Here is a 16,385-nt window from a genome sequence, read left to right on the forward strand (position 1 = left end):
TTTTGATAAAAATTCGCTAAAATCTAAACGAATTAGATTCACACTCTTAGTTTCATTTATTATTTTTTTTGCCATAACGTTTGTTAAGTTCTTGTGGTTGACGTGCTTCCATCACAACTGGCAGAATCACTGGTTTACGTTTTGTCTGTTCATAAAGGAATTTGCCGAGTGCATCACGAATATTTCCCTTGATGTCCGCCCAGTCAAACTCTTTGCCTGCCAAATATTTATCCACAGTTTCATTAACTAATTCTCCCGCTTCACGCATTAAGTCACGAGAGGTTTTTACGTAGACAAATCCGCGCGTGTGAACACGTGATTTACTAACAATTTTACGCTCTGTTTTGGAAATTGTAATCACTGCTATAAAGATTCCGTCTTCAGACAAAACTTTTCGGTCACGCAAAACCACCGAGCCAATATCTCCCACACCAGAGCCATCAATCATGACATTTTCTGCTGAAATAACTCCTGTTGGAAGCATTTCCCCCTTTTCAAACTCAACAGATTCTCCACGTTTGGCAATGAAAATATGCTCAGGCAAAATACCCATTTCCATTGCTAATTCAGCGTGAGCACGAAGTTCACGATACTCTCCTTGAATCGGAATCAGATTTTTAGGGCGTAAGATATCAAGCATAAATTGCAAATCTCGTGCATTGGCATGACCTGAAATTTTTAAATCTGAGCCAAGCATTTTCATGACACCGCCAGCTTTATAAATATCATTTTCAATGCGTGCAATCGTCGTTTCGTAAGAAACAGATGGACTCGTAACCGCAAGAACAAGGTCACCATCTTTGATTTGAACATATTTATGACGATGATGTGCCATATCGCCAAGCGCTTTTAATGGTTCTCCCATGCGGCCTGTTTCCAAAATAACGAGTTCATTATCGTCATATTTTTTGATTTCTGAGGGTTTAATCACTGATTTTTTATCTACAACTCTAAGTTTTTTCAAACGTGTTGCCGTTTCAATGATTTGGTCCATATCTTCACCTGTGAAAGCAAGGCGACGTCCTATTTTAATCGCAGCATCAATCGTTTGTTGAATACGTCCCAGATTCCCTGCATTACAAGCAATAATCACACGACCTTCACTATCATTGATATAATCATATATCTTGTCATAAATCTCATGTTCACTAGCAGACTGTAATGTTGATAAAGCATTGGGTGACGAAGACAGCAGAGCAAGCACCCCATTATTACCAATCTCAGCAAGACGACGCATATTTGTCCGATAACCCTTTGCTACTGCAGGGTCAAAACGGAAATCTCCTGTATAAACAACGTTCCCAGACTTCGTAGAAATAACAATTCCTAAACTTTCGGGAATCGTATGTGTTGTGGAGAAGAACGAAACCACAGCTTTGCCAAAATCAATTTCCGTATCTTCATTGACCACATGAAAATCATTAAACTTACGGCTATCCGCATAGTTTTTTACATTAATTTTTGCAAGTTCAATTGTGAGTTCAGAGCCAAATACAGGAACACGAAGCTCAGATACGATATAGGGAAGTGCACCGATAGAGTCCGCATGACCATGAGTTAAGAAGATACCCGCCACACGATCTGCATTTTCCAAAAGATAAGTAATATCAGGAATCACAAAGTCAACTCCCAACATTTCTATTTCTGCGTATTTTAGCCCAGCATCAAGCACAAAAATTTGCTCATCAACCTCAACCAAATACATATTTTTACCAAATTCACGTACACCACCTAAAGGGGTGATCTTAATATTAGACATAAAAACCTTTCATTTTTAAGAACAAATTGCTCTTATCAGTGTAAATTATAATTTTTTCGACATAAAAACACTCTGTCAGTAAATTCCAGATTTTCTAAGACAAGGTAAGCTCAGCTTACAGATGTAAGGTCATACCATGACAGAGTTTTTACTTTATCCTTGCCGTATTCACTCTCGTAAACGGTCAAGTGGGACAAGCGATAAAAACAAGCTTCATTACATTTAAGTAGGAAGCTACAATAAAAGAGACTGGCATTCCAATCTCTACCGAGAATACACTAACATAAGTTTAACCCAAACTAATTAAAAAATCAAGTAGATAAGAAAGTCTGTTAAATCTCTCTTCCTCCTGTTTACGCATTGACTCTCTAGCAAACAGTCACTTATTAATAAGTTTAACTTAACACGTGCTGCTTTTGTTCCACTGCCCTAGGGTCTTAGCACTTTAGCGCTTAAACTTCAAGGACAGGACCATTTTTAGTCGCTTAAATCGAATGGATAACGTAGCGAATCGGAGGTGTGACCTCATATTTTTGATGTGAGGTTGTACCCTAACATTGGCGGGGAAAAAGAACTCCCCACCAATAAAGTAATCATTTCACCACCCTATAAAATCATATTCATTTTGATTTATCACTAAATCGTCCTATAATAGAGAGGGTGTATTTCAAAAATAACAATAGTAAGAAAGGAAATTTTATGAATATTAATCTGTTAACTCAGCTGGACTGGTTGGTTCGTTTAGTTATAGCTGGAATCTGTGGCTATACGATTGGTTATGAAAGAAATAGTCGTTTAAAAAATGCTGGAGTGAGAACTCATTTGATTGTCGCTTTGAGTGCTGCATTAATGATTATTGTTTCAAAATATGGTTTTATGGATATTATCAATCTTCATGATGTTGTGCTTGACCCTTCACGTATCGCTGCTCAAGTCGTAAGCGGGATTGGCTTTCTAGGAGCTGGTATGATTTTTGTGCATAACCAATCTGTCAATGGGCTTACCACTGCCGCCGGGATCTGGGCAACAGCTGGAATTGGGATGGCAATAGGTTCAGGTCTGTATTTTATTGGAATCGCTGCCACACTTCTGATTCTCCTTTTTCAAATCCTCTTACATCAAAATCTGCGATGGATAAAATTACCTGCGAGTGACCGCCTTATCCTACAATTATCTGACATTGAGGGAATTAACTTTACTCAAAAAATCTTGAAAGAAAATAATATCAAAATCATCAATCTAAAAGTTGAACGTCAAACAAACGATATTTTACGTGCAGAATTATATCTTAAAATTCCGCAAAATTATGATGTTGGTTTATTAATGGATTTATTAAAAGAAAATGATGAAATACAATCTATTGAGTATTAATCTTCGCGATTGAAAATTCAAATTACATTTGCTTCAAGAAATAATATAATAAATAGGCTGTCCTTTCGGACAGCTTATTATTTTTCTATCTTTTCAATAATTATTTTAGCTTCATCAGAAGTTACTGCAACAAGTGGAAGTCTTAATGCTCCTGTGTTATATCCTTTATGGTTAAGTACTGCCTTGATTGGCGCTGGACTCGTGCTACTAAATAACGCATTAATTTTCGGTAAGATTCTACGTTGAATTGCTGCTGCATTGACAATATTCCCTTGCTCTAAGTCATTGAACATCTCATTGATTTCATCACCTAAAATATGGCTGGCAACAGAGATTACTCCTTGTCCACCCAAAGCTTTTGCATGAAAGGCAAGTCCGTCTTCTCCCGTATAAACAAGAAAATCAGCTGGCGCATTTTCAATCAGATAAGCGATATTATCTGTATTTGTGCACTCCTTTACGGCAATGACATTATTTAATTGAGCGAGATGCAGCACCGTTTCGGGATGAATTTCTGTAACAACTCTTCCTGGGATGTTATACAAGATAATTGGTAAGTCCGAAGCTTCAGCGATAGCCTTAAAATGCTGATAAACTCCTTCTTGCGTTGGTTTATTGTAGTAAGGTGTCACTGCAAGCCCAGCATCAATATAGCCTAACTTTGCCACTTCTTTTACAAATTCGATAGAATCGCGAGTATCATTCGTTCCAACACCTGCGATGAGCGGTACGCGCCCCGCCACAATCCGATTAACTTCAGCGAAAATCGCTAATTCTTCATCATGAGTCAAAGTTGGAGATTCGGCGGTTGTTCCTGCCAAGATGAAACCTTCAGTATGATGAGCGAGTAAATCCTCTATCAATTTTGGAAATGCTTCAAAGTTAATTTCACCATTTTCATCAAATGGTGTGACAAGTGCGGTGATAATCCGCACACTTTTCAATTTTTCAATTGCTTCTTTTGCTGACATAATTTCTCCTTTAGATTTTAAGGTCATGATTAATGAAGTCAAGACTTATTCAGGAACAGTTTTAACTCCCCCTGAATTTAGTCGGTCGAAATTCAAGGCTTGCCATTCCGACTAGGTGCTTTAGCACCTTAGCAAGGATGGACAGCGTGCATAGCGAAGATAGTGCCGCTTTATCTCCGACCTGAAAGAGCGGAGATAGCACGCACTTGCTTTTATAAAAATCAAAAAACCTCTATTTTTGTGCAAAAGAGGTTCTTAAAAGTTCGTCAAAAATGATTTTGATTAGCTCAACTTTCTATCAGTGCTGACAGAAAGACAGTCTGACGGATTTAACCTATCAGCCCAAGAAAAAACCTTGTGGAAATTCTTCTTTCGGCAAAATACGCCGCCATCAGTTTCATCGCATCCACCGCTCCACTGACTTTTTCATATTTGCAACCTCTAATTTGTTTGATATATTATAACACATTTTATGGTGTACGCCAAGTTTTAAATCTATCTTAGCCATTGATTTGAGTTTCAAAATACAACAGGAGAGTTAGAATATTTTTCAGGGATTTGGTTCACTTATAACCAATCTGATAAAATCCTGCAAAACTCTTTGATTAGGTTTATGAATATTTTCTGGAAGTTGGTCAAGCGAAAACCAAGCGAGTTGCTGAACTTCATCAGGCTGAGGATTTAACTTTCCTGTGAAATCACGGCAAATATAATAAACATTGGGCATATAAATTTGGTCCCCATTAGGGTAAGTCATAAAGCGGTCTTGACCTGAGTAAATCCCCAATAACTCAAGAGTTTCAGCCTTTAGTCCTGTTTCTTCAAAGAGTTCACGACGTGCTGTCTCTTCAAGCTCCTCGCCGACCTCAATACCGCCTGCGTGCAAAGCCCAAGTCCCATTGTCCTGACGCTGTTGTAAGAGGATTTTGTTGTCGTGGTAGATAATCACACCTGCGCCAAGATAAATCAGAAGTTCATGACCAATTTTCTCACGAATTTTTCTGATATAACTCATTTGAGTTCAAACTTCAAATCTTTTGTTGCTCGAACTAAGCCACGTTCATGCAGTGTTTCTGCGATTTGTACCGAATTCCATGCCGCTCCTTTGAGCAGATTATCCGATACCACCCATAGATGAACACCGTTTTCGACATCGAGGTCTTTACGGATTCGTCCAACAAAAGTTTCACGTCGTCCAACTGAGTTAATTGCTTGTGGATAGATTTGATGTGCAACGTCGTCTTCAAGGACTGCACCAGGAAATTCAGAAATGAGACGCTTCACTTCTTCAATAGGGGCAACTTTTTCAGTTTCAACATAAACAGACTCAGAGTGTCCGTAGAGCACAGGAATACGTACGCAAGTCGCTGAAACCGCAATAGAATCATCTTCCATTATTTTCTTGGTTTCATTTGTCATTTTCATTTCTTCGTAGGTATAATCATTGTCAGTAAAAACATCAATTTGAGCAAGCGCGTTATAAGCAATTGGATAGTGCTTTTTATCACCTGCTGATGGCAAAATATTTGCTGACAACTCTTTTAGCGGGGTTCCATTCAGTGCTTCTTGCAACTCACGATTTGTTTCATTGATTGCAGATTGACCTGCACCACTGACCGCTTGATAAGTGCTGACAATGATACGTTTGAGTCCATAAGCACGTCTTATAGGCTCAAGTGCAATCATCATTTGAATCGTTGAGCAATTGGGACAGGCAATAATTCCATTATGTTCATCCAATGCGTGGGCATTGACTTCTGGCACAACGAGTGGCACATTTGGATTTTGACGGAAAAATGATGTATTATCTACCACCACAGCGCCCGCTTTTACAGCATATGGAGCAAATTTTGCTGATACTGAACCTCCTGCAGAGAAAAGAGCAATATCAATCCCTTCAAAACTGTCTTCTGTTAACTCTTCAACAACGAGTTCTTGATCTTTGTATTCCACAATTTTTCCTGCTGAACGTTTGCTTGCCAAAGCACGAACAGTTTCAATAGGAAGGGTTGATTGCGCTAATTGTTCAAGCATCCGAGTGCCGACAGCTCCAGTAGCTCCGACAACTGCAATATTGTATTGTGTCATAATTGTCTATCCTTTTTTAGTAAATTAACATTATTATAACGCTTTTGAGTGCTCAGAGCAAGAAAAAGTTTACTGACAGATTTCTGTCAGTTTACTAGATTTACTAAAAAGCAGTAGCCCAGAGGACTAACGCCAATTTTATACCAACTCACCTAACAATCTACTGAGTAAAATAATCAGATAAACCACAGGTGTATTCAACCACAATCTTGAAAGTAGCATCAGGCCCTTACTGTGATTCTGTCAATCATCCATTTTCTGTCAGCACACTTACAAGTATTTTTTTAGGAAATCTTTCACTTTTTCACGATAAATTTCTGGCGCCGTTTCATAGGCGATAGCATGTCCTGCATCTTCTATCAAAAGCAATTCTTTTTGTGCTGATGTTGCTGCAAAATTGCGATGTACCATTTCTGTTGGGACAAAAACATCTTCTTCTCCATGAATAAACAAAAACGGTCGTGTATTTTTCTCTAATTGCTTTACTGCCGACGCTTCTTTATAATCGTAACCAGCAAAGATTTTTGACCAAAATGACAACAAATGAACAAGCGGAAAAGCAGGCAAGTGAAAATCATGTTGGGCTTTAAAGGCAATTTCATTCCAAACATTATCATAACCACAATCAGCAATGAAACATTTAACTTGCTCAGGTAAGGGCTCGCCTGATACCATCATCGCCGAGGCAGCTCCCATCGAAACACCAAACATCGCAATCTTGACTGACGAATCTTGCTCAATTAATTGGTTCATCCACCTGAGATAGTCATCTCGGTCAAGCCAACCAAAACCGATAAAATGCCCTGCCGCCTCCGCACTTGCACGATAAGCAGGAATTAACACATTATATCCTAACTGATGAAAAAGCCAACCATAAGCCGCAAATCGCGCACGAATCGAATGGTAGCCATCGGCAACAATCACTGTTTTCTCTGTTTGTACCTCAGCCGGCAGATACCACGCATACAACTTCAATCCATCCTGAGTACGAATGCTTCGTTCCTCCAAATCAGAAGCAAGAAATTTTTCACTATCCTGATACAGATGATGATTAGGCTTTAGCGAATCAATTACTCTTTGACTTTTATGCTCCACTACAAAAAAAGTAATCAACGAAAATAGCAAAAACAACAAAAGTAAAATTAACAAAATCCATAAAATAATCATATCTTGATTATAACAAATCTACTCATTTTTATATTTCCATACGAAACTTAATATAGCTAATTCTATGTAAAAATCAGCAACAGTTTGACTTTTATGACACCATATCAGCACTACAATGGACAAGTGATGTTCCCGATTTCAGCAGACTCCCTTGCGCCTCACCGCTTTAGCAAATATAGATATCTAGGCTGTAAAATTCAAAACAATTTTAAAATAGAACCAGCAAAAAAAGCCCCTAAGGGCTTTATAAGGCACGAAACCGTGTGCCAAAAAGGTTCACACAATTTGACAAACGCTCACACTTCCTGTGCGGAAAACCAAATTTCCCAGCGCTCCTTTAGCTTCGACTCTGACCAGAGGTCAGAAAAATCGACTCATCGCATAGGCAATATTCTATCACATTAATACAAATGAAGCAAGAGCCCCAGCAAAATTGAACCCGCTCCCAAAAAACTGATGAAACAAATCACAAATCCAAAGGTAAAATAGTTCTGTGCATAGCCACTATAATAAGCTTTTCTTGTCCGTTTCCCTCCATAAAAAATCATTGATAGCACTGACAGAGTCGTCAGTACGCTTTGAATGATTACATTATTGATTGTCATAAAGTTCAAAATAGAACCTGCTCCTGCTACAAGCGCAAATAAAATCCCCATTTTTCCCCCTTCAATCTTTAGACTACTCCATCATAAATATAAATCTCCCAATGTTTACTGACAGAAATCATAAATTTCTTTCTCATCGCAAAATTTTCTCTATCTTTTTCCCCTTTGCCAATTCGTCAACCAGCTTATCCATTTGTCGTATTTTTTTGATTAAAGGATCTTGGATTTCTTCAATGCGTACACCACATATGACACCTTTAATCAAATCTGACTTAGGATTAAAAACTTTTTCTGACAGCAGCTCTTCAAAAGTTCCTGTCAGTGCTGACGGTTCTTCAAATCCTGTCAACCAAAACAAAACCTCATCTAGTTCCGCAGTCGTGCGCCCTTTTCGCTCTATTTTTGCAACATAAAGCGGATAAACCGCCTCCCATCTCATCTTATAAATACGCTCCAGATTTCCCATTATGTTCATCTCCTCGATCTCAAACAAAATTTGTCAAAGCACAATGACAGCAGTCTGTCAGCATGCTGACAGAAATTTTCAAGGTAAAATTTAACCAAAAAAACGCTGACAGAAGTCCGTCAGCGCTCATTTTTCAAAGATCAGTCCAAAGTATTGTAAACTGCCACAACATTTTCAGCAGTAAAGCCGTACTCTGGCAATACTTTTGCTGCAGGTGCAGAAGCACCCCATTTGTCAATCGTTACCGTTGCACCATCAAGCCCAACATATTTACCCCAACCGTAGCTTGTACCTGCTTCAACAGCAAGACGGCGACGAACAGATTTAGGTAAGATTTCTTCTTGATATTCAGCAGATTGTTCATCAAAAATATTCATTGATGGCATAGAAACCACGCGCACGCTATTTCCTAGCGTTTTCTTCGCCTCAAGCGCTAAAGCAACTTCAGAGCCAGTAGCAATGATAATTCCTGAAAGTTCGCCTTCTTCTTTCGCAAGAATGTAACCACCACGACTCAAGCCTTCCTCAGCCAGTTCAGCCGTTCCAGGAAGAACAGGTAAGTTTTGACGTGTCAAGACCAGAGCTGTTGGACGATGTTGACTTGAAGCCGCACGACGCCAAGCAGCCACCACTTCATTACCATCTGCTGGACGAATCACATCTAAGTTAGGCATTGAGCGTACAGAAGCCAGCTGTTCAACAGGTTCGTGAGTTGGACCGTCCTCACCCACAGCAATCGAGTCATGTGTCCAAACATAAGTTATGGGCAGACTTTGCAAAGCCGCCATCCGAACTGCTGGGAGCATATAGTTTGAAAAGACGAAGAAAGTCCCACCATACACGCGCGTTCCACCATGCAAAGCAATCCCATTCATCACTGCGCCCATCGCAAATTCACGCACACCAAACCAAATATTACGCCCTGCATAATTTGACGGCATAAAGTCTGATTCTGCCTTTGCCATCGTATTATTTGACGCGGAAAGGTCAGCAGAGCCACCCCAGAAATTAGGCAGTTGAGCAGACAATTCTTGAATCGCTTCTTGTGAAGTCACACGTGATGCTTTGCTAGTTCCTTCTTCATGTTTTGTGAGTTCCAAGTCAGGCGTTTCATTCGCAAAAGCCTTTGCATATTGTTCTGCAAGTTCTGGATATTTCTCAGCATAATCATCAAACATATCACGCCAAACTTGTTCCATTGCTTCGCCACGTGCCACTGTTGTTTCCAAGAAACGTTTTGAAACTTCTGCAGGGACTGTAAATTCTGGATAATCCCAGCCATAAGCTGCTTTCGCAAATTTTACACCTTCAGCTCCCAAAGGCGCACCATGAACAGCTGAAGTCCCTTGTTTTTCAGCACCAAAACCAATCACCGTTTTCACTTCGATAATCGTTGGCTTAGATTTTTCAGCCTTAGCAACTTCAACTGCCGCAGCAATTTCTTCTAAATCATTGCCATCTTTTACCAAAAGATGTTGCCAACCATAAGACTCAAAGCGCATTTTAATATCATCAATAAATGACATTGATAAATCACCATCAAGTGAAATATTATTTGAATCATAAAAGAGAACAAGCTTGCCTAATTTCAACTTACCAGCAAGTGAAGCCGCTTCTTGCGAAACACCTTCCATCAAATCTCCATCACCATTCAAAGCATAAGTGTAATGATCCACAACATCAAAGCCAGGCTTATTATATTGCGCTGCCAAATGGGCCTCAGCCATTGCCATACCAACAGCATTAGCAATCCCTTGACCGAGCGGTCCAGTCGTTGCTTCAACACCATCGGTATGATTAACTTCTGGATGTCCCGGTGTTTTAGACTGCCATTGACGGAAATTCTTCAAATCATCAATTGTCACATTGTATCCCGCAAGATGCAACAAACTGTAGAGCATTGCAGATCCGTGACCAGCAGAGAGGACGAAACGGTCACGATTAGACCATTTACGACTCGTCTTAGGATTCACATTCAAGAACTTACTCCAAAGGACATATGCCATTGGTGCAGAGCCCATCGGAAGACCTGGGTGACCAGAGTTTGCCTTTTGGACGGCATCCATTGACAAAGTCCGAATCGTGTTCACAGCCAATTGATCAGTGTAATCAAACATAAGATTTCTCCATATTTTTTATTAGTTGTGTTTAAAGACTTCACTTTTTTATCACAACTTCACTTTCTCCATATAAATTTCTTGAAATATAACTTCAAGAAACTGATTTTGCGCATGAAGTTGTGAAACCATGTCAATTCGTCATCACTTTTTACAACGAAAAACTATAAAAGCAAAGCCAGTTTTTGAACAACTTTATTTATCATCTATTATAACACAACTTAGAAACGGTTTTCACTCTTCAAAATTAAAATTTTTTTCTTTTTTTGAAAATTTATATGAAAATCTTTTTAATTTTTGTAGGAAATGTTGTTATTCTTGACTTTTGAGCCAGTATAAAATAGCCAGATTGTCAATCTAGCTATTTCAATTACTTCGCATTCAATTTATCACGTCTATTCAATAGTGCACTCGTAATAAGCACAACAACGAGAAAGGCTAGAATAAATATAATCAAGGTCGCAGAACCTGCTTTCCCCATCACTCCAAGCAGCCCACCTGATACGATATAATCAGAGTCAGCAAAAGTTGAAGCAGCATTCGCACCAAATGAACCTAAGGCAGGCAATATCAAAAGTGGCCCCCAAGCTAAGACGAGTCCGTTTGCAATTGATCCAATAATCGCGCCACGTACTCCACCGAAAGCATTACCATAGACACCAGCCGCACCACCACAAAAGAAGATACCAACAACTCCGGGAATAATCACAGTTGTCCCTAATCCAAGCATAATAAGCATTGAAACAATCCCAACAACGAAAGAAACAAAGAATCCAATCAATACAGCATTAGGTGCATAAGGAAACACAATTGGAACATCAAGTGCTGGTTTCGAATTAGGCACAAGTTTTTTCGCAATCCCTTGAAAAGCTGGAATAATCTCTGACAAAATCATCCGAACACCTTGGAGTACAACAACAAAACCTGCTGCAAACGTTCCTGCTTGAGTAATGGCATAAACAATATAATTTGTACCAGCTGACAGAGCAGCACTTTCTACAAAATGAGGTCCTGCAATTAAAGCTAAGATAATATAAACAACCATCATCACTAGAGAAATAGAAACTGTAGAATCTCTCAAAAATCCAAGGCTTTTTGGAATATTTAACTTCTCAGTTGATTTTTCAGGGTTTCTGTTACCAAATTTTTCACCGAGCCATCCAGAAAGAGCATAGCCCATATTTCCAGTATGCCCCATCGCCACACCATCATTCCCTGTGATTTTACGCATATAGCGCTGAGTTAAGGCGGGTGTAACTGTGAGAAGCGTTCCTTCAAATATCCCTCCTAGTAAAATCGTTAACCATCCATTTCCCAATCCTGCTGAAATAAGAACAACTGCAGCCATTGTAGAAACATAAAGCATGGCTTGTCCCGTCAAAAAGATATATTTGAAACGCGTAAAACGGGCTAAAAGAACATTAACAATAAACCCTACTATCATAATCAAAGCTGCTGGTGTACCATATTTTACCAATGCTAAAGCCACAACTGCTTCATTTGACGGTACAACACCTTTTGCGTTGAATACATGTTGAAACATCGTTGCAAAAGGGTTTAAGGAAGTTACCAAGATTCCTGCTCCACCAGTCAATACTAAAAATCCTGCAAATGTCTTGATTGAGCCTTGAATAACAACGGTAGCAGCTTTTTTCTGCAAGATTAACCCTAACATTGCAATCAGACCCACTAAAAGAGCCGGTGTTGTCGTTACCGATACGACAAAGTTTAAAAAACCATTCATTTTGTTTATCTCCTTTAAGCTATGAAGCACTCCCCACTGCCTCAAAGACTCTTTTTTATATTATTGATGTTCAATTCCATTCTCATCTAAGACTTTATAAACTCCCTCACGCGCTATTTCCTTATCAATGATTGAGTTAAGCGGAATAATTTTTTCTTCTGGAATATTCGGTAAAGCAGAAACCAAAGTAGATTCTACAAAGAAATAATCTGCAGCATCTGAAGTGGCTGAACCAACATCCATATGCTCTAACTCAAAATCATCAATATTTACACCAGCTTCTTCCAGTATTGATTGAATATTCATTTGAACCATAAAACTCGTTCCAAGTCCTGATTGACATACACACGCAAACTTCATGTTATTTTTCTCCTTCTTCTTTTAAAAGTATTTGTTCGACTTCTGATGCTTCTGTTGCTGTAAGTAATTGATTCAAACGTTCTTTGTTAGACAATATCTTGGTGAGTGTAGATAAAGCTCTGAGATGCGTTTCATTGTCTATCGCTGCTAAAACGATGAAAAGTTTAATCTCATGTTTTACATCATCCATTAGTTTTACAGGCTGCTCACATCTTAAAAATGACATGGCAAGCTGGTTCACTCCATCTTCAGGTCTAGCATGAGGAAGAGCAATACCTAGCCCTAAGTCAATATAAGGACCAAAAGCTTCTACTTTATCAATAATGGCTTGCACATATCTTTTTTCAACTTCATGTTGCTCAATAAGTGGTTGAGCGGCGAGCTCAATTGCTTCTTGCCAACCTAAACTTTTATCTGTAAATCGTATTTTTTCTTTTGTAAGTAAATCTGATAGCATAACTCCTGAAATCTCTCCTTCTCGTCTTGTATGGTTTAACTTTTTATCAATAATTCTTAATAAATCTTTTCTACCTGCTGGATTTTTTACTGTAATATAAGGTTCAATCGCACTTAAAATATTTTGTGCGGAAGGTTTGACAAATCCTGGAAGCTGATAGTCTTTTAAAAGTTGATTGTAGAGTTCATTTTCTTCTCGATGCTCGGGAAATGCAGACATAAGATAAACTTTTTTGTCTGATTTCACAGGAACTGTTGAAAAAATAATATCATATGAATTTTTAGGTAATTTTTCAAAATGTGAAACTGCTGTACTAAGGATGAATTCCATTGTAGGAAATAGATTTTCCAACCTTTTTTTCATAATTAGGCTTGAACTTATCCCATTCACACAGAGAACAATTGCTTTTAATCGTTTCGATGAGTATTTCTTTTTATAAATTTCCCCACCAAATAAAATCACAAAATAGGCACGCTCAGATTCTGAAATTTTTCCAACTTGTTCTTTTAAGGGAGCAAGCGCAACATCCATAAGCAAAAATAATGAATAGTATTCGTTTTTTATTCGTTCAAGAAGGACATTCTCTAATTCAAAATGATTTTTTATTCTGAAATAAGCAGGTGTCAAATGTGCTAAAAGTGCCATAAATGTTTTTGTAAAATCTTCAAATTCGATGGCAGCCAATTTCATGACATTTTCCATAATATTAAACGCGATACGATATAAAAAATTATCTTGTGGAATTGCACCTTTTCCGTCTGACATCCCAATCATCAATGCTTCGATTTGTTCATTTATTGTTTCGTCAGGATACTTGCTAGCTCTTGCTTTCAACAAACTTGTATAAAGAAGCGTTGAAATGTACCGACTATAAACAATTTCGAGTTCCATTTGTTTCATTGTTTGTTTTAAGAATCGGCTCACTTTAAAAATGGTCAGGGAATCTTTTTGATTTAAAAATTTTGATAGAACATAACAGCCATTTTTTTCTGATAGTTTTTGTAAAAAATACCATGCTTTTTCTTGATGTTTTTCATTTTCAAAGTTGAGATAAAATCCTCTTTTTCTTGAATATTCAACTTGGATTTTGTCTTTTTCCAGTTGTTTTCTTAACTTTTTTATGTCGCTCAATACTGTATTTCTGCTTACAACTAGCCAATTTTGTAAATCATAAATTGATAGTGTTCTTGATTCAACAAAAACAAGTAGATAAATTAATGCTTGACGTTCAATTTCTGATAAAACAAATGTTTTTTGATTAATTGAGAAACGAATTTCTTCAAAATTTTGGAGATGATCAGGTATTGCTACAATTTCATTTTTATATTCGAGTTTTCTTAACTGTCTTATTTCTAATTTTTCGTTGAGTTCCTCTAGCTTTCTTTGAAATTTTTCTTTATCTAGATTGGTGACTTCTAATATGCGCTCTAATTTCCAGAGTTTATGTTTTGAAAAAAGAATAACATCTAAATCATAGTCAATCATAAAGTGCTTGTCTCCTCTGTATTTTTATTATAACTTAATTATTCTAACAAAAAACAGCGCTTACAGTCCAAATTCATTGAGTAAAAATTGATAAAATTGGACTGACTATCTGTGAATATAAAAAAACTCCCTAAGAGAGTTTTTTATTATCTTATTTTTAGATGACATTATTTTCAAATCAGAAGCTTGACTATTTTTTGGCTTCTTCAAATGCAGCAATGAATTTTTTAGCATTTTCAGTGACTGCTGCATAATCGTCTGTAAGTGCTGGCGCGGTCACACCACCGCCTGCACTAACGGCTGCTGCGCCTGCCTCAAACCAGTCGGCAACATTATCCACATTGACCCCGCCTGACGGGAGGATATTGATGTAAGGAAATGGGCCTTTCAAGTCTTTAATCATCTTCGGACCTGTGATGTCACCTGGGAAAAGTTTAATCAGCTCTGAGCCATATTCCAGTGCGATTTGAGCTTCTTTTGGTGTCAAAATGCCTGGCACATAAGGAATTTGATAGAGGTTACAAATTTTTGCCACTTCAACATTAAAGCTAGGGCTGACGACAAATTGTGCTCCTGCAATAATCGCAAGGCGTGCGGATGTGGGATCAAGGACTGTACCAGCACCGATGACAACATTAGTTCCTTGATATTTTTCCACCAATTCAGCGATAACATCATTGGCTTTGGGAACAGAGTAGGTCAGCTCAATCGAGGTAATCCCTCCTGAGACAACGGCTTCGACGATTTTAATGGCTTTTTCAGGGCTGTCGCTTCTTACGACTGAAACTACGCCTGATTTTAGGACTTTTTCTAGTAAGTTTGCTCTTTGCATTTTTATAGGACTCCGTTTCTTTGGTAAAATTCTCTGAGTTGGTCTGGCGTGGGGTAACCATCGTTATCGCCTTGATTTTGTACTGCCAAAGCGCCTACTGCGCAAGCGCGGACAACCGCTTCGTGAAGACTTTTTCCCTCCAGTAAGGCACTCTCCAAGCCTACTGCAAATCCATCGCCAGCACCGACTGTGTCTACGATCTTTTTAACTTTAAATCCTCTGACCATAAAGGGCTCGCTTGATTTTGTTTTGACAAAAGCACCCTCAGCGCCAAGCTTGACAATAACTGTATGGGTCAGCTCACTTTGGCTCAGGTAAAAATCAGCGATTTGCTCAGGGGAACGCGAACCCGTCAAAATTTCGCCTTCGTTGATGCCTGGCAAGATAATCTGACTTTCTTTTGCCAAGCAATTAATCGTTTGAATCATTTGTTCTTCGTCCTGCCAGAGTGCTGGGCGTAAATTGGTGTCAAATACAGTCAGCACATGGTCCGCATTCAATTTAGTATTAAGTGTTTTGAATGTTTCCAAAGCGGTCTTTGATAAGGCTGGAAAAATACCTGACAAATGGGCAATTTTGATTCTGTCAGTGCTGACAGAATCAATGTCAAAAGCTGTCAGTTGACTTGCTGCAGAATTTTTGCGGAAATAAGCGACCTGAGGGTCACCGTGACTGACATTTTGTTTGATATAAAATCCTGTGGCTGCTGACAGAGTTTTCGTCAGTAAACTTGTATCAATCCCTGCCTTATCAGCTTCATCAATGATGAAATTTCCAAATGGGTCATCTCCTACTTCGGATAAATATAGGGCTTGATGACCGAGGCGCGCTAGACCAATCGCCACATTGAGCTCTGCGCCTGCAACATATTTCGTAAAATGTTGAACTTGCTCAAGCGGGAGGTCTATCTCTTGTGCGACAAGTACCACCAGAGGCTCACCAATGGTCAAAAACTCTGTCATG

The 16,385-nt window shown here is 38.6% G+C and carries 14 protein-coding genes; 1 reads left to right on the plus strand and 13 read right to left on the minus strand.

The genetic code is table 11. The features are described from left to right. Window positions 1-52 precede the first annotated feature (52 nt). The gene (locus tag D7I46_RS05935; RefSeq protein WP_120772060.1) at window positions 53-1,759 is read right to left on the minus strand and encodes a ribonuclease J; all 1,707 of its coding nucleotides are present in this window, start codon (window positions 1,757-1,759) and stop codon (window positions 53-55) included. 699 nt (window positions 1,760-2,458) lie between these two features. Here D7I46_RS05935 and D7I46_RS05940 point away from each other — a divergent pair. After that, a complete protein-coding gene (locus tag D7I46_RS05940) occupies window positions 2,459-3,130 on the plus strand; it encodes an MgtC/SapB family protein (RefSeq protein WP_120772061.1) in 672 nt (223 codons plus the stop codon). 77 nt (window positions 3,131-3,207) lie between these two features. On the opposite strand, the gene dapA is transcribed toward D7I46_RS05940, so the two are convergent. The 12 genes from dapA to D7I46_RS06000 all read right to left on the minus strand — a co-directional run bounded on the left by dapA (window position 3,208) and on the right by D7I46_RS06000 (window position 16,384). Next, window positions 3,208-4,101 (minus strand): 4-hydroxy-tetrahydrodipicolinate synthase, encoded by an 894-nt coding sequence (gene dapA, locus D7I46_RS05945; protein ID WP_120772062.1) that lies wholly within the window; start codon window positions 4,099-4,101, stop codon window positions 3,208-3,210. Window positions 4,102-4,651: 550 nt separating this feature from the next. Next, on the minus strand, window positions 4,652-5,116 hold the full coding sequence (locus D7I46_RS05950; RefSeq protein WP_120772063.1) for an NUDIX hydrolase: 465 nt from the start codon (window positions 5,114-5,116) through the stop codon (window positions 4,652-4,654). Beyond that, window positions 5,113-6,189 (minus strand): aspartate-semialdehyde dehydrogenase, encoded by a 1,077-nt coding sequence (locus D7I46_RS05955; protein ID WP_120772064.1) that lies wholly within the window; start codon window positions 6,187-6,189, stop codon window positions 5,113-5,115. The genes D7I46_RS05950 and D7I46_RS05955 overlap by 4 nt, the downstream gene beginning before the upstream one ends. 270 nt (window positions 6,190-6,459) lie before the next feature. Then, window positions 6,460-7,356, minus strand: coding sequence for an alpha/beta hydrolase (locus tag D7I46_RS05960; RefSeq protein ID WP_120772065.1), 897 nt, complete (start codon window positions 7,354-7,356; stop codon window positions 6,460-6,462). 401 nt (window positions 7,357-7,757) lie between these two features. After that, window positions 7,758-8,012 (minus strand): hypothetical protein, encoded by a 255-nt coding sequence (locus tag D7I46_RS05965; protein WP_120772066.1) that lies wholly within the window; start codon window positions 8,010-8,012, stop codon window positions 7,758-7,760. An 82-nt stretch (window positions 8,013-8,094) separates the two neighbouring features. Then, window positions 8,095-8,427 carry a DUF2200 family protein gene (locus tag D7I46_RS05970; RefSeq protein WP_205570824.1) on the minus strand — a complete coding sequence of 111 codons (333 nt, stop codon included), beginning with the start codon at window positions 8,425-8,427 and terminating at the stop codon, window positions 8,095-8,097. A 140-nt stretch (window positions 8,428-8,567) separates the two neighbouring features. Continuing rightward, complete coding sequence (gene tkt, locus D7I46_RS05975) at window positions 8,568-10,544, minus strand: transketolase (RefSeq protein ID WP_120772067.1); 1,977 nt, start codon at window positions 10,542-10,544, stop codon at window positions 8,568-8,570. A 370-nt stretch (window positions 10,545-10,914) separates the two neighbouring features. After that, window positions 10,915-12,288 carry a PTS ascorbate transporter subunit IIC gene (locus D7I46_RS05980; protein WP_120772068.1) on the minus strand — a complete coding sequence of 458 codons (1,374 nt, stop codon included), beginning with the start codon at window positions 12,286-12,288 and terminating at the stop codon, window positions 10,915-10,917. 60 nt (window positions 12,289-12,348) lie between these two features. Beyond that, entirely contained in the window at window positions 12,349-12,648 is a 300-nt protein-coding gene (locus tag D7I46_RS05985) for a PTS sugar transporter subunit IIB (protein ID WP_120772069.1), read from the minus strand. Between the two features lies 1 nt (window position 12,649). Next, window positions 12,650-14,590 (minus strand): BglG family transcription antiterminator, encoded by a 1,941-nt coding sequence (locus tag D7I46_RS05990; protein WP_120772070.1) that lies wholly within the window; start codon window positions 14,588-14,590, stop codon window positions 12,650-12,652. Between the two features lie 190 nt (window positions 14,591-14,780). Beyond that, on the minus strand, window positions 14,781-15,422 hold the full coding sequence (locus D7I46_RS05995; protein ID WP_120772071.1) for a bifunctional 2-keto-4-hydroxyglutarate aldolase/2-keto-3-deoxy-6-phosphogluconate aldolase: 642 nt from the start codon (window positions 15,420-15,422) through the stop codon (window positions 14,781-14,783). Between the two features lie 2 nt (window positions 15,423-15,424). Continuing rightward, window positions 15,425-16,384, minus strand: a complete 960-nt coding sequence (locus tag D7I46_RS06000) for a sugar kinase (RefSeq protein ID WP_120772072.1) — start codon at window positions 16,382-16,384, stop codon at window positions 15,425-15,427. Window position 16,385 lies beyond the last annotated feature (1 nt).

It is taken from the genome of Lactococcus allomyrinae, assembly GCF_003627095.1.
Taxonomy (GTDB): domain Bacteria; phylum Bacillota; class Bacilli; order Lactobacillales; family Streptococcaceae; genus Lactococcus; species Lactococcus allomyrinae.